Source organism: Parabacteroides bouchesdurhonensis (assembly GCF_900186615.1).
GTDB classification, from domain to species: Bacteria; Bacteroidota; Bacteroidia; order Bacteroidales; family Tannerellaceae; genus Parabacteroides; species Parabacteroides bouchesdurhonensis.
Window position 1 is genome coordinate 1,198,478 of the sequence record NZ_LT896588.1, and the last position, 15,106, is coordinate 1,213,583.

The 15,106-nt window shown below is 45.3% G+C and carries 13 protein-coding genes and 1 pseudogene; 2 read left to right on the forward strand and 12 right to left on the reverse strand.

Annotation, left to right across the window (positions count from 1 at the left end):
- Together C1721_RS05270 and C1721_RS16105 are read right to left on the reverse strand one after the other, a co-directional pair.
- Positions 1-258, reverse strand: a 258-nt coding sequence (locus C1721_RS05270) for a DUF3575 domain-containing protein (protein ID WP_234347318.1), incomplete at its 3' end; no start/stop codon positions are given.
- Positions 259-369: 111 nt separating this feature from the next.
- Positions 370-876 (reverse strand): site-specific integrase, encoded by a 507-nt coding sequence (locus C1721_RS16105; protein WP_234347319.1) that lies wholly within the window; start codon positions 874-876, stop codon positions 370-372.
- A gap of 215 nt (positions 877-1,091) precedes the next feature.
- Between C1721_RS16105 and C1721_RS05280 the strand changes: the two genes are divergently transcribed.
- Entirely contained in the window at positions 1,092-2,333 is a 1,242-nt protein-coding gene (locus C1721_RS05280) for an anaerobic sulfatase-maturation protein (protein WP_102407430.1), read from the forward strand.
- A 7-nt stretch (positions 2,334-2,340) separates the two neighbouring features.
- A pseudogene (locus C1721_RS05285) lies at positions 2,341-2,868 on the forward strand (PmbA/TldA family metallopeptidase); the annotation flags it as partial.
- On the opposite strand, the gene C1721_RS16520 reads toward C1721_RS05285, so the two are convergent.
- The 10 genes from C1721_RS16520 to C1721_RS05335 all read right to left on the reverse strand — a co-directional run bounded on the left by C1721_RS16520 (position 2,783) and on the right by C1721_RS05335 (position 15,066).
- Positions 2,783-3,151: a phage integrase SAM-like domain-containing protein gene (locus C1721_RS16520; RefSeq protein ID WP_102407431.1), complete on the reverse strand. Its 369-nt coding sequence runs from the start codon at positions 3,149-3,151 to the stop codon at positions 2,783-2,785. The pseudogene C1721_RS05285 and the gene C1721_RS16520 overlap by 86 nt on opposite strands.
- A gap of 45 nt (positions 3,152-3,196) precedes the next feature.
- On the reverse strand, positions 3,197-5,056 hold the full coding sequence (locus tag C1721_RS05295; RefSeq protein WP_102407432.1) for a glycoside hydrolase family 127 protein: 1,860 nt from the start codon (positions 5,054-5,056) through the stop codon (positions 3,197-3,199).
- Between the two features lie 250 nt (positions 5,057-5,306).
- The gene (locus C1721_RS05300; RefSeq protein WP_227472044.1) at positions 5,307-5,492 is read right to left on the reverse strand and encodes a hypothetical protein; all 186 of its coding nucleotides are present in this window, start codon (positions 5,490-5,492) and stop codon (positions 5,307-5,309) included.
- Positions 5,493-5,498: 6 nt separating this feature from the next.
- Positions 5,499-6,305 (reverse strand): KilA-N domain-containing protein, encoded by an 807-nt coding sequence (locus C1721_RS05305; RefSeq protein ID WP_102407433.1) that lies wholly within the window; start codon positions 6,303-6,305, stop codon positions 5,499-5,501.
- A 276-nt stretch (positions 6,306-6,581) separates the two neighbouring features.
- On the reverse strand, positions 6,582-7,031 hold the full coding sequence (locus C1721_RS05310) for a YqaA family protein (protein ID WP_102407434.1): 450 nt from the start codon (positions 7,029-7,031) through the stop codon (positions 6,582-6,584).
- Positions 7,016-8,020 (reverse strand): DUF6427 family protein, encoded by a 1,005-nt coding sequence (locus C1721_RS05315; RefSeq protein WP_102407435.1) that lies wholly within the window; start codon positions 8,018-8,020, stop codon positions 7,016-7,018. Before C1721_RS05315 ends, C1721_RS05310 begins: the two co-directional genes overlap by 16 nt.
- 28 nt (positions 8,021-8,048) lie before the next feature.
- Positions 8,049-9,320 (reverse strand): phosphoribosylamine--glycine ligase, encoded by a 1,272-nt coding sequence (gene purD / locus C1721_RS05320; protein WP_102407436.1) that lies wholly within the window; start codon positions 9,318-9,320, stop codon positions 8,049-8,051.
- A 66-nt stretch (positions 9,321-9,386) separates the two neighbouring features.
- Positions 9,387-11,402, reverse strand: coding sequence for a LamG domain-containing protein (locus C1721_RS05325; protein ID WP_102407437.1), 2,016 nt, complete (start codon positions 11,400-11,402; stop codon positions 9,387-9,389).
- 42 nt (positions 11,403-11,444) lie between these two features.
- Positions 11,445-13,640, reverse strand: coding sequence for a S9 family peptidase (locus C1721_RS05330; RefSeq protein WP_102407438.1), 2,196 nt, complete (start codon positions 13,638-13,640; stop codon positions 11,445-11,447).
- Positions 13,624-15,066: a THUMP domain-containing class I SAM-dependent RNA methyltransferase gene (locus C1721_RS05335; RefSeq protein ID WP_102407439.1), complete on the reverse strand. Its 1,443-nt coding sequence runs from the start codon at positions 15,064-15,066 to the stop codon at positions 13,624-13,626. Before C1721_RS05335 ends, C1721_RS05330 begins: the two co-directional genes overlap by 17 nt.
- Between the last annotated feature and the right edge of the window lie 40 nt (positions 15,067-15,106).

A 15,106-nucleotide genomic window follows, 5' to 3' on the forward strand; every position in this document is an offset into this window, starting at 1 on the left:
GAACGTCTGGCAGGGCCAGTAACGGACTTCGGGCTGGGCGAGGTAGTGTTTCAGCGACATCCCGTTGTTGAACACCCACGCGTTGTAAGCGCCCCAGGCATCCAGGCTCACATGGTCCGACAACCGGAACTCGAAGCCCATATTGGGCGTAGTGGTGGCCCAATAAAGAAGGTTGCTCTTTAAGGAAACGTGCTGACTTCTGAGTGGCGTTAAAGTCAGGCAAAGCATGATTATCAACAATAGACCGAATTTGTTCATTTACCCCTTTTTTACAGGAACAACACATTTTTCCCTTATTTACAAAATAAGGTATGTTATCCCGTCTTCCCCACCAATTCGGCTATCGATCTCGTTATCCTGTTATTCGCTTTATTCAGCACCGACTGGTCCAGGTAGATACGCGTGGTCTTCTCCGACGTATGGCCCAAAGCCTGGCTGATGACCGAAACAGGCACATGCTGCCTGAAAGCCTCCGTTGCCCACGATATTCTCACGCGTCAGGTGCGCCATATCCACAAAAGGCATGCCGCAGGAAAGGAAGCTGAACAGGTAGAAGTCCAGCGAACGGGACAATTCCGACCCGCCGATTTCCAGACGGCAAGCCTCCTGCAACGACGATAGCGGAAGCGCGCGCTTGGCGGTAAGCTCACGCCGGAGGCGCAGGAAGCGGAAAGGATTCCTCTCCGGGACAAACAACTCCTCACGCACCGCCGCATTATAGATGGCGCGGAAGCAACTGAGGTAACTGTTCACGCTGTTAACAGCCAGGCCTTCATGGCGGAGGCTCGAAGCGAAACGCTCGATAAACACGGGGGTAACACATGAAAAAGGCAGACCCCCGCCACCCGTAAAAGCCCTCAGGCGGTTACAGGCCACGGTACAGGTCTGCCGTACTCTCCTTGCCCGACGAACGCCTCAAAGCGATCAGACCGGACGAATAAACCAACAAATCGTTTTCCATTTCTCTTGTTTTTAATACTGCTAAAAACAAATGTATGGAATTTTGTTCACTCCCGGCAAAACTTTTGTTTCATGCTGACAATATTTTTCATAACTTTGCGTCCAATACATACATTATTAATATAGTATCCATGAATAATCCCTATATATCGCCATTCGCTAAACCTGTATATGTGATGTTAAAGCCTGTCGGCTCTGTCTGCAATCTGGCATGCGAATACTGTTATTATCTGGAAAAAGGGAAATTATATCCGGAGGTCAAGAACCACATCATGACCGATGAATTGCTTGAAAAATTTATTCAGGAATATCTCGAATGCCAAACCATGCAACAAGTTCTTTTCACCTGGCATGGCGGAGAAACCTTGATGCGTCCTATCAGTTTCTATAAAAAAGCATTGGAGTTACAACGTAAATACGCCCGCGGACGTCAGATAGACAACAGCATCCAGACAAACGGTACGCTGTTGAATGACGACTGGTGCCGCTTCTTCAAAGAAAACAATTTCCTTGTAGGGGTTTCAATAGACGGCCCGCAAGAGTTTCACGACGAATACCGCCGTAACCGGCAAGGACTTCCTTCTTTCTACAAAGTGATGAAAGGTATTGAACTACTGAAAAAACATGAAATAGAATACAATGCCATGGCCGTAGTAAACGATTATAATGTAGACTATCCGCTGGACTTCTACAACTTCTTTAAGGAAATGGACTGTCATTATATCCAGTTCGCCCCTATCGTAGAACGTTTGCTGCAACATAATAACGGAACTAAACTAACATCGCCGGAACAGGAAGATGCGAACATCGAGTTAGCCTCTTTCTCGGTAGACCCGGAGAAATGGGGAGACTTTTTATGTGCCATCTTCGACGAATGGTTGAAGGAAGACGTAGGCAACTATTACATCCAACTGTTCGACTCCACGCTTGCCAACTGGGTGGGGGAACAACCGGGCGTATGCACCCTTGCCAGAAATTGCGGACATGCCGGCGTGATGGAGTTCAACGGAGACGTTTACGCGTGCGACCACTTCGTATTTCCGGAATACAAACTGGGTAACATCCGGACACAGACGCTTACCGAAATGATGTACAGCCAACGCCAATTAAAGTTCGGAACAGACAAGCACGATAAGCTGCCTGCGCAATGCAAAGAATGCGAATACCTGTTTGCCTGCAACGGAGAATGCCCCAAGAACCGTTTTATGCACACCGCCAACGGAGAAGCCGGATTAAATTACCTGTGCAAAGGATATAAAAAGTTCTTCCGCCACGTTGCACCCTATATGGACTTCATGAAGAAAGAACTTTTGGCACAGCGTCCTCCGGCAAATGTGATGCAATGGGCCAAAGAGAATAAGAATAACTTATAAAAACAATATGAAATACAACAGACGTGATTTTATCAAGACAGGAGGTATGGTTATGCTAGGTTCACTGGCTGCACCCTCTTTTTTAAGCAGTTGTACCGGTAGCGCGGCAGACAAAGCCGCCGGTATCTCATTCGCACTGAACCATTTCGGTGTAAGCGAAGGTGATTTGAAAAAAGTGCTGACCGCAGCATTGGAAAAGGGAGGAGATTATGCCGATCTTTTCTTTGAACATTCTTTCCGGAATAATATAGGCTTGCAGGACGGGGAAGTAAACCGTGCCGCTTCCAATATTGATTTCGGTATGGGAGTACGTGTTTTGGCAGGAGACCAAACCGGATATGCTTATGTGGAAAACGTTACCATGGACGAAATGCTGAAAGCCGCCCGTACGGCAGCACGCATCGCAACAGGCTCGGCGGCAAAAAGCCCGGTAAACCTGACGGAAGAAACTATCGCACAGAATTATTATACGATTCAGACACCGTGGGACGAGATAGCCGTAAGCGAGAAAAAGCCTTATCTTCAAAAGCTGAACNATCCGGAACGAACAACTCCTCACGCACCGCCGCATTGTAGATGGCGCGGAAGCAACTGAGGTAACTGTTCACACTGTTAACAGCCAGGCCTTCATGGCGGAGGCTCGAAGCGAAACGCTCGATAAACACAGGGGTAACACATGAAAAAGGCAGACCCCCGCCACCCGTAAAAGCCCTCAGGCGGTTACAGGCGGCACGGTACAGGTCTGCCGTACTCTCTTTGCCCGACGAACGCCGCGAAGCGATCAAACCGGACGAATAAACCAACAAATCGTTTTCCATATCTCTTGTTTTTATACTGCTAAAAACAAATGTATGGAATTTTGTTCACTCCCCTTTATAATCCAACCACACTTTCATCTTACCGGCCGTACGGTTATCCCAGGCGTAATAAGGAATCAGGGACGCACATTTGTCGCCGTCGGCAGCCTTAACGGTTACCACTCCGTTCAACAGGTTGGCATCGAAGCCTTCGGTAAAGGTGGTTGCCGGAGAGATTGCCAGTTTGTCGAAATCTTTCTTATTGTCCGTCTCTTCCATGCAGTAAACAAGCGGTCCACGCTGAATGGCACGTTTGCCGATGTCTTCTTTTACACGCGGGTCGGCTTCCACCACTTCCACCGGCATAGCCATATCCAGCGTAATAACGTCGCCCGATTTCCATTCGTTATCCAGCACCGCATATCCCTTTTCCACCGCAGGAGAAACCTGTTTACCGTTCACCGCAAGCGTATATTGCTTACACCAGCCGGGGATGCGCATACGTATTTCCTTCTTCAACGGAGAAGATGCAGAAACCGTAAGCCGCACCTGTCCGTCCCACGGGTAAGCGGTTTCCTGCTTCAACGTAACGTTTCCTTTACCCATCGGTATCTCGGTAGTATTGCCAATATACAGGTTCACCCAAACAGCCTTATCGGAAGTTCCGTAAATATAGTTACCTATAGAAGGCAGGAAGCGTGATATCTGGCTGGGGCAGCATGCGCAACCATACCATTCCTGACGGTGGTGGTCGCCTTTCGATTCCAACGGATTGACATAGAAGAAACGGTCGCCAGAAAGGGAAATACCCGCCAACGCACCGTTATACATGGAACGTTCCAGTACATCCACATACTTTGAATCTCCCGTAAACTGGTTCATACGCTGATTCCAGTATACCATACCGACGGAAGCGCATGTCTCGCAATAAGCATCCAGATTAGGCAAATCGTAGTCTTCGGTAAAACCTTCATTGTGGCGTGACGAGCCGATACCGCCGGTAACGTACATATTACGCAGCACGACGTCGTCCCAAAGACGGTTCAAAGCCTTTATATATCCGGTATCTTTTTTCAAGGCGGCCACATCCGCCATACCGCAATACAGATACATGCAGCGAACAGCGTGTCCGGCAATATCCGTCATTTCGCGTACAGGCATTTCATCCTGGTAGTAGAAAGGATTCCAATCGCCTTCGCCCCCTTTCGTTCCGTGTCCGTGTCCACGTTCCTCAATCAGCCAGTTGGCAAAGTCGAGGTATTTCTCTTCGTGCGTCACTTCATACAACTTGACAAGCGCAAGTTCTATCTCTTCGTGTCCGGGCACCCAATGACGTTTGTCCGGGCCAAACTGCGTCATCATGTGGTCTGCCATGCGGATGCAAACATCCAGCAGCTTGCGCTTGCCGGTAGCTTTATAATAGGCAACGCCGGCTTCGGTCATGTGTCCGGCACAATACATTTCGTGCTTGTCCATATTCGTCCAACGCTTGTCGAGCCCTGTCAACGTATAGAATGTATTGATATATCCGTCCGGCTGCTGGGCGGCGGCAAACTTATCTATCCATTCGTCGGCTTTCTTTTCCAGTTCGGGATCGGGGTTGTTGATAAGGCTGTAGGCAATACCTTCGAGCGCCTTATAAACATCAGAGTCATCGAAGAAGATGCCGGAATGCTCGCCCTGCCCTTTTGCCGCGTTCTCGAAGTTGCGGATACGGCCTGTCCGGTTCTCGATCTGGTCTATACAAACCGGCAAGGTGGCCGTGATGTGTTTAGCCAGGCGCGGCGACCAGAAATTATCCTGTATTTTTACATGGGAGAAGTCCACCTGCTCTATCATTTTAAGCGGAGCTTCCTTTGTGACTTGCTGTTCCTTGCATCCCCAGAGAGACAGGCAGGCAAGGGATAATAATACATACTGTTTCATGCTATTAGAATTAAGTAATTAAAAGTAACCACCCGGACACTTCGCCCAACCGAAACCACAACCACGTAAAGGACGCGTATGGCTTCGGGCAAAGCAACGTTGCCGGCAACACTATTATAATAACGGCCGACAACAGCAAATCCCCAAACCAACCGACAACAAAAAACATCAGTTCCATTTTGTTCCACCCCGATGAAACTTTTGTTTCATGCCGGTGAAACTTTCGTTTCATCCCGATGGAACAAGTGGTTCATGCTGACGGAACAAGTGTTTTATGCTGACGAAAACAGATCGAATTACGGAACTTCATCAAAATGGTTATCCACTTGGGAGCAGAAAAGAATAGTTCAGACAACTCTGTCGCACTTATTAATCTTTCAGTATGGATTATATCGCTAAATTCATCCGTATAGTCGTAATTCTTATTGCCTTTCATAATTCTTTAGTTCAACAACTTACGATTGTAATTATCGCCACTTTCCAATATACTCATTTGATGGATAGCTATTTGGTTTAGCTTAACAAGACGCTCTCTTTGTGTCATATTCTGTTCGATAAACACAGCATTTAGATTCTCCATATTCGACAAGCAGATAAGTTCATTGATAGTGGCATAATCACGGATATTTCCTTTCAGTTCGGGATTAGCTTCCCTCCATTGTTTTGCTGTCATACCAAACATCGCCACATTCAGCACGTCAGCTTCATTGGCATAAATAATGCTTGCTTGTACCGGTGTGACTTCCGTCGGAATAAGATTTTGCTTTATAGCATCAGTATGTATGCGGTAGTTGATTTTCGACAATTCACGTTTCGCTGACCACCCAAGCAACCTTTGTTCTTCTGTCTTTAGCCGCTGATACTCCTTAACAAGAAGTAATTGGAATTTAGGAGAAATCCACATACCAAAATGATATGCTATATCCCGATGTGCATATGTGCCACCGTAGCGACCAGCCTTAGAACGAATGCCGATTGCACTGGTTCGTTCTATCCACGTTTTTACCGAAAGCACGAAATTGTTGCTCCCTGCCGCATTTTTAATTGTACCGAATTCGGTACAATTAAAATCGGGGTTATACAGCATTTCCCATTCGCCAAGATATTCAATAGTACTTTTAAGGCTAAGCCAACGGAAAATAATATGCTCTTGCAGTTGGCTTCTTGCCATGTCTGTAAGGCTGATGTAGTCTTCTTCATTGTACTTGACAACGCTAATATCTGTATTTTGAACGGTAATTTTTGCCATTGTAATTGATGCATTGAGTTTCAATCACGAAGGTCGCTATAATTTGCGAGATTATATCCTTTTTAATGGACTATTCACAAAGATGGAATGTAGTTTTTTCGATAACAAGCATTATTTTCCGAATAATTATTCTACCTTTACAAATAGAAAGAGTTATTTGACAACATAACAGCGCAAAACGCTGAAATTCGAACGGTTACTAACTCGTTACCATTACTTCTCAAATAATTCGCTAAAAATTTATTCTTCAAATGGTTATATCAAACCGTTGAAAATCTAAAACAAACCTTGTACTTTATATACAAACTCCATCCATACCCAGTAACGAATGGCTTTTCCTAAAAACATAGAGATAGCTACAATCCATATATTAGCACGCAGGAAACCTAAAGCAACGGCTATAAAATCGCCAATACCGGGAAGAAACACGAAGAATCCCATCCAGGAACCTTTCCCTTTTATCCAGTCCTGAACTTTCTGGAGTTTTACGGCGTCTAATTTGAGATATTTTTCTATCCATTCTACTTTTCCCAACATGCCCAGCCAATAGCAGCTCATCCCTCCCAGGAAGTTTCCAAGCGTGGCGGCAACCATACAAGGCCAATAGGCGGCACCGGCCAGTAAAACTCCCGTTAAAACCACTTCACTGCTAAACGGAAGTATCGTAGCCGCCAGAAAAGAGGCTATAAACACTCCTATATATCCATACTCTATAAAAATTTCCATAAGCGTATAAATAAAAGGGCAATAAAAAAGAGTACTGTAAAATGAAACAACCAAACAACGTATTTGTTACGCATTACGGTAAAGAAATGGGCCATTAATATAGAAGCGGGGACACAGGCCATTTCCAGATATTCTTCGGAAGACTGTTCATACAAAAAGAATAACACGAAAGACCATACCGCCATTACTATGACAAAAGACAAGAACTGACGCGTACGTAAATTATCTTCATACTCATGCATTATGATATTGACAGAAGCGATTATTAAAAGCAATGCCGTGTACAAAAGCCCTATCCAATCCAGAAAGTCGGCATCCCTTATCAGCACGAAATGTATTTTGAACAGAGAAGTAAAGGGAACGATGAACAACGTAAAATCTTTTTGCCAGACACACCAGCCCAGCACAAACCAATAGATAGTACATACGCCCAGCAGTGAAGCAATAAAAGTCCGGATGTTCAATGACCTGAAACTATACATTCCTAACCAGAACAGCGGCAAGAACCACAATATATCCACCCACAGCAGGCTTCCCAATCCTATTAAAAGAGCCGCATTGTACGCATTGCCCATAGACAGGGGTTCATGATATGAAGTAAACAACTGGTATACGGCAAATATGAGGCAGAAGACGCCTAATGAAGTAGATTTAAGCGGAAAGAAATTCGGATTCGTACTGATAAGCAGTATAAAAAAGAGAAAAGGGAGCAGAGTCTTTTCGCGGATCAGCATTAACGCGTAGTTCGCCCGATGCAATAAAAAAGCCCCTCCAACCATTAATAACAGACCGATAATATAAGTAAATACTTTGCCGGGAAGAATTTGGCAAATGGCATTCCATAAAGGCGGTGCCATCACTTCGCCATATACCGGATACCCAATCGAATTGATATAACTAAACACCCAACATAGCATACATGCCGCAAATACATATATGTATACTATGGGAGTGTCTATCTGATATTTTCGATATTGCAGGTCTGCCATTTCTTTCAATTAATGCAACCGGACCTGATTATAAATCAAATCCTATATCCTTCCGGAAATATTTCTTATCAAAATCAATACGGTTCGCACCGGCAAAGGATTTTGCCAGAGCCTCTTCCTTATCTGTTCCATACGAGCTTACAGCAATCACACGCCCTCCGCTCGTCAGGATTTTGCCGTCGGCGGCTACTGTGCCGGCGTGGAAAATAATATTTTCGGAAGAAACTTTATCCAGTCCACTAATCACCTTCCCTTTTTCATACGCTTCGGGATAGCCGCCGCTAACCAGCATAACAGTAACAGCAGCGCGTGGATCGTGTACTAAGGTACGGCCGGCCAAGTCGCCATTAGCAACTCCTTCCAACAAATCGACCAAATCACTTTGAATACGGAGCATAACCACTTCGGTTTCCGGATCACCCATGCGACAATTATATTCGATAACCATCGGCTCTCCCTTCACATTAATCAGGCCTAAAAAGACAAAACCTTTATAATCTATATGTTCCGCCTTCAACCCTTCAATAGTAGGGCGAATTATGCGTTCTTCCACTTTCGCCATAAAAACATCATCGGCAAACGGGACCGGAGAAACAGCTCCCATACCGCCTGTATTTAAGCCGGTATTTCCCTCTCCTATACGTTTGTAGTCTTTGGCAACAGGTAAGACTTTATAATCTTTCCCGTCGGTCATCACAAACACGGAGCATTCTATTCCATCCAGGAATTCTTCAATAACGACGGTCTTGCTGGCGTCTCCGAACATTCCTTCCAGCATATTGCCTAATTCGGCCTTAGCCTCTTCCAGACTATCAATAATCAAAACTCCTTTTCCGGCAGCCAATCCGTCCGCTTTCAATACATAAGGAGCTTGCAGCGATTCCAAAAAGGCATAGCCTTCTTCCAGATTCGCCGCGAAAATACTTTTATAACGTGCGGTTGGAATATTATGCCGTATCATAAAGGCTTTCGCAAAATCCTTGCTTCCTTCCAACTGAGCGCCTTCTTTGCTTGGTCCGATAACAGGAACAGCCGCCAGCGCCGCATCCTTCTTAAAGAAATCATACACCCCTTTTACCAGCGGGTCTTCCGGACCGACTACTACCATATTTATATGGTTTGCCAGTACAAAGTCTTTAACAGCGGCAAAATCATCGGCCTTTATGTTTATATTGTTTCCCACCAGCGCCGTTCCCGCATTGCCGGGCGCAATATACAGGTTATTTACTTTCGGACTTTGGGCAATCTTCCAGGCTATTGCATGTTCGCGGCCGCCGGAGCCTAGTAACAAAATATTCATAGGAGTACTTTTATTGCTATGTTAATATCGCAGCAAAGGTACAAAATAATACCGTTTGCTTCCTACTCATTGGAGATGTATATGAACCTGTTGTGTACTAACTAACGGAATCCAGAGAATCAGCTTGTCGCCGGTCAGTTCCGGAAGGTATCCGTATTGGAAGTCTTTCCCTTTTACCAACGCTTTGCCGTTTATTGAAACCGCCGGAGCATCCGGATTATCCCAATCCTTGATTTCCAATGCCAGATTTTGCACAGGGGAAGCTTCGCTGGCTTCGACGGTCAGGTCCAGCGATGCAGCATTTCCACCGGCCTTGTTACGGGTGATCCGGTAAGCACGTTGGTACACATTATATCCCTGATAATCGAATCCGCTGCCTGAGACACGGATCACCGGAGGATAATTCCAGGAACGGGCCAGGGGAAGCAACGATGAAATCGGGGCTGTTGTCATGCCTATCATCTGCCGGGCCATGACCGTATTATTTTCTCCCCGTTCGACCAACTGGTCTTTGCCGCTGATCTCTGTCAGGGAAGTATGGGACGGTTTATCCGGGCTGGTCGCGTTGCGCCCGTCGCTCTTGATCTGTGAAACCGGCCAATGATTCCAGCAAGGGAAGGTGGAATATCCCTCTACCCAACCGAATTTGAACGGTTTGGTAAACCGTTCCGGCTGGAAGATCGAGAAAGGCCGGTATTTCGCTTTGATATTGATTAACTGGATGGGCTGATGGCGCGGTTCGGTGAAGTCGTTCGGTGCGCCATGCTCCCACGAGTAAGATGCTGTTTTACCATCCATATCGGCAAACAGGATAGCCTCCATTTCGAGATTGTCCTGCGGTTTGGTGCCTGGCTGGTTAAACAGGATGGTTTCCTGAAACTGGTAAACGTCCGTATCGAAATAATCGGAGTGCAATATTTGCTGGCGGATACCGACACCATCCGGATAGACAGTCCAGTATTCATCCGTCCAGTCGCCCCATCCCGTTTCATCTTCGTGCATGATCTGGTTATGGATTCCAGCCAACGCATACCGCCAGTGGATAACACAGCGGGCGGGTGTCGATTCGATGATACGGACGTGCGAATAACGGCATTGTTTGTCGCCCATCGCTTCGAAACATTGTCCCCAACCGTAGTCTTCAAGACTTTGGTCGGTCATCCAGATATTGTTTTCGCTGACAATGGCAGGGATGTATCCGGTTCCTCGCCAAAAGATATATTTAACCGGGCTGTCAGGAAAACGTACAACGACGTCGGGATATTCGCCGGTTTTCCATAAGGCTTCCCACCCATCGGTATAACGCAAACGGGTATAATAAGCACCGAACGGCCCTTGCGGAATGTCGGCGGATGGCATTTGGGGCATCGGAAGGGCTTGTTCGCCCGCCTTGCCTACCTTCTGTATTTCTTTAGCCAACTGTTTCTCATCGGGGATTTCGGTAGAGATACGGAGTTCGTCTATCAGGCCGCTGAAACGCATCCAGCTCTTGACGTTCTTGCTACTGGGGCCTTCCGTGTAAGTGGGTGTTTGTTTGGTTTGTGTCTTCCCGATGAAAAGGGGAAGCGTTGGATTCCAGTTCAGTTCGCCTTCGACCGCTCTGGACGCAACACAGATTCCGTTCAGGAACAAGCGGATGCCGGACGAGGAATTGAAAGCGAAGGCTACGTGTGCCCATTTCGATTGCGGCAATACTTCCTTAGTGACACAAGTCTGCCATTTTCCACCAGACGACAATGCGCCGACCAGCTGGCCGTCTTGATTGATTCCGAAGAAGAAACCTTCTTCAAACGCTCTTTCCTGATCCACTATGGCAGACAGATTGAAAGAGTATTCCTGAGGTGACACCCAAGCCTCGATAAACAGACTACCGGGCGTTTCGGTGATTCCGGGAGTAATCCAGTCACTTGTATAACCGTCGAACCTTGCCCCATTTCCTTTGATACCGGGGATGAACTTAACGTTCTTTACTGTGTCTGTCACGGCAATAGCTTCGTCGAAACTCCAATACCGGCTGATCGATTGCGCAGAAAGCTGCATACCGGCGCATGCAACGCATAAAAATAATCCAAGTCTTTTCATAATAGTTTGTGTTTAAGTCAGGTATTTGCCGGCTGTGCCTTATTATTTAAGGTAGTCGTCAAAGTATCGTGTAATCTTCTCGTGCAAATGCGGACGGTCTTTACCGATCACATTATGCTCATGACGCGGATAGACGAAATAGTCGGGATAGGTATCGGCATCCACACATGCTTTCAGGAAGCTGAGGCTGTGTTGCCAAACGACCACAGGATCGATATCACCATGTATCAGCAACAGATGTCCTTTCAGGTTGCCGGCCTTTAATTTTAAGTCGGCATTCTTATAGCCTTCCGGATTATCCTGGGGACGATCCATATAACGCTCTCCATACATTATTTCATATTTGCTCCAGTCGATAACAGGACCGCCGGCTACAGCTACCTTAAACACATCCGGATGGGTAAGAATAAGGTTTGTCGCCATAAATCCTCCGTAACTCCAACCATGTACGCCTATGCGGCCTTTATCCACATAAGGCAAACTTTTAAGGTACTCCACCCCTTTCATCTGGTCGGCCATTTCATTGATACCCAAATTACGGTGTATAACGCTCTCAAAAGCATGCCCTCTGTTTGCAGAACCACGTCCGTCAACGGTAAATACCACGTAACCACGCTGAGCCATATAAATATCCCAACCACGCGCACCATTCATCCAGTCGCCTGTTACCATCTGAGCCTTTGGCCCTCCATATACGTATATAATAGCAGGATGTTTTTCCGTTTCAACCAAGCCCACCGGTTTTATCAGGCGAAAATTCAGATCGGTAACTCCATCGGCCGCCTTTATCTTACCGGTTACGATCTCCGGCATTATATATCCTTCATAAGGATTTTTCGCAGACAGCAAGGCTTTAACAGGCCGGCCATCTTTTGTCTTTATAATATCTATATTACGAGGAACGGACGGTGAAGAATAATTATCAATAGCGTATTGTCCGGAAGCACTCAATAATACTTTATGTACTCCTGTTTTCCAATTTATGCAAGTACGTTCACCCGTTTTAATATTCACTTTCCAGGTATAAACTTCCATCGGTGTTCCATAACTGAATGAACTCAACGGGTAGGGAGCAGTTGCCGAAATAAAGACATTATCTCCTTTCTTATCAAAGCCTAAGACGTCCAAAACGACCCATTCACCGGAAGTTAACCGCTTTATTTCTTTTCCGGAGGTATTATAAAGATACAAATGATTATATCCGTCTTTCTCACTCTGCCATATAAACTTATCCGGATCATCCGGTAAGAAAAGAACCGGATGTTGGGGTTCTACATACCGCTCGTCCTGTTCGGAGAATAATTCGGCCTCCTTTTCTCCGGTCACGACAGAGTAACGCACTAAGCGCATATCATTCTGATCGCGGTTCAACTCAGCGATGTAAATACTTTTTTCATCCGGGCTCCAGGCTATATTAGTAAGATATTTCTCTTTGGGTAACCCCGTCTTAAGCCATACCGTATTTCCGGTAGACAGATTATAAACGCCCACTGTTACCTCATGGCTTTTCATACCTGCCATCGGATATTTATGCGGTTCAGCCACCGCACAGCGGGTATCAATATTCACAAACGGATAATCCGTAACCATGCTTTCATCCATCCGGTAAAAAGCCAACGCAGCCCCTCCGGGCGACCAGAATGTACCTTTTCTTATACCAAATTCATTCTGATGTACGGACTTCCCGCATACAATACCATCCTTTTCTTCTGATGTAACAATCGTAACCGTATTATCCGGTGACAGTATCCGTAAATTATTTCCTTCCGTACAGGCCAGATAACCGTTTGCCGGACAGAAATCATAATTTGCCCATTTAGCCGCCAACTGATAATCGGCAACAATTCTATTTTCCTTAAAATTATAGTGGATACGATGATTTTTACTTTCAAAGGCAAGGACCGGCTCTTCTTTGTAAGGAACAGAGAAAGAAGGCAAATGGCCGACAACCCGTAATTTTTCCATCGTCAATGCATCATTCAACTGCTGACGAGTAAAAATAACACGTTCCGGTTTACCGGGAACAGCTCCCCAAACAGTATCGCCTTTCGCATAAAGGTATTCGTCGGCACACCATTGAAGCTGTTTAAGATCACGGGGGACAAAACGATTATACGTTTTCCCTCCCGGAATTAAATCATGCAATGTCAATGATTGTTTTGATTGCGCCATAACCGACATAGATGCTGATGTAAAAAACAGACATACAAATACTATAAACTTAATCTTTAAAGTCATCCCGTCCTTTTTTCTTAAAAGGTTTCTTAGTTATATGCTTATTCCCAAATCCCTTTCGATGGTCGTCGTCATCACGATAACGCATTTTAGTCAGCTTTTTATTTGAAATATAACCGCTATCATCGTCATCATCAAGATGAGCAGCCGCAAAGCGCCGTTCCGGGCGATCCATACGGGCTGTCTTAAAGTTCGTCTTTTTTACAACCTTCGAGCCATCATTTCGTTTCGTAACAGCAGAACGCCGTTCCTCTCCTTCGCCTCTCTGTTCATTCAGAGTCTTCTTGAAATCTTTGTTTTTTCCGTCAAACATCTCAAAACAACGATATTCACACTCCAAAGAACCGTTCATCAACTTCATCTTTTCACTCGGACGTAAACCTATCTTGTCGAAACATTCATCCTTATAGCTCAATATCCATACTTTATAACCGGCAAAAACATGTTTCAACCGTTCACCTATCATGCTATACAGTCCCAATAAATCACGAGAAGAAATACGTTCGCCATAAGGAGGATTCGTTACCATAATACCCGGTTGCGGAGCTTCCGCATATTGCTGGAAAGGCATTACTTTCAAGTCTATATATTTCACCAGACCCGCGCTGCGTATATTCTTTTGAGCTATTTCTATAGCTGCCGGTGAAATATCCGAGCCATAACATTTAAATGTAAACTCCCGTTCTTTACTTTCATCATTATAGATACGGTCAAATAATTCCTGATCGAAATCTATCCATTTTTCAAAAGCAAACTCTTTACGGTGAATACCCGGCGCAATATTCAATGCAATCATAGCGGCTTCAATCAGCAATGTACCGGAACCACACATCGGGTCTACAAAATTAGACTCTCCTTTCCAGCCGGTTTTCATAATCATACCGGCAGCCAGCACCTCATTCAAGGGCGCTTCCGTCTGGTCTACACGGTATCCCCGTTTATGAAGACTCTCGCCGGAACTGTCGATTGATAAAGTACAATCATTATGTGATATATGTATATTAATATATAAGTCCGGATTGTTGACGCGGACAGACGGACGTTTCTGCATCTTCTCCATAAAATAATCGACAATAGCGTCCTTCGTACGATAAGCGACAAACTTAGAATGATTAAAATCTTCCGAGTAAATAACGGAATCTATCGCAAAGGTTTTATCCAATGACAAGAATTTTTCCCATTCTACCGTCTTTACCTCCTTATATACAGTGTCTGCATCTTTAGCTTTGAAGTGATAGATAGGTTTCAAGATGCGAAGAGCGGTACGACAACAGAAGTTTGCTCTGTAAAGGAGTTCTTTATCACCTGTAAAAGAAACCATACGGCGGCCTATTTGCAAATCGTTGGCACCTAAAGCTAATAATTCACCGGCCAAAATATCTTCTAACCCATAAAGAGTCTTGGCCACCATTTCAAATGTCTCGTTCATTTCAGTTGGAAGTTAGCAATGGATCATTGACAATCAGTAT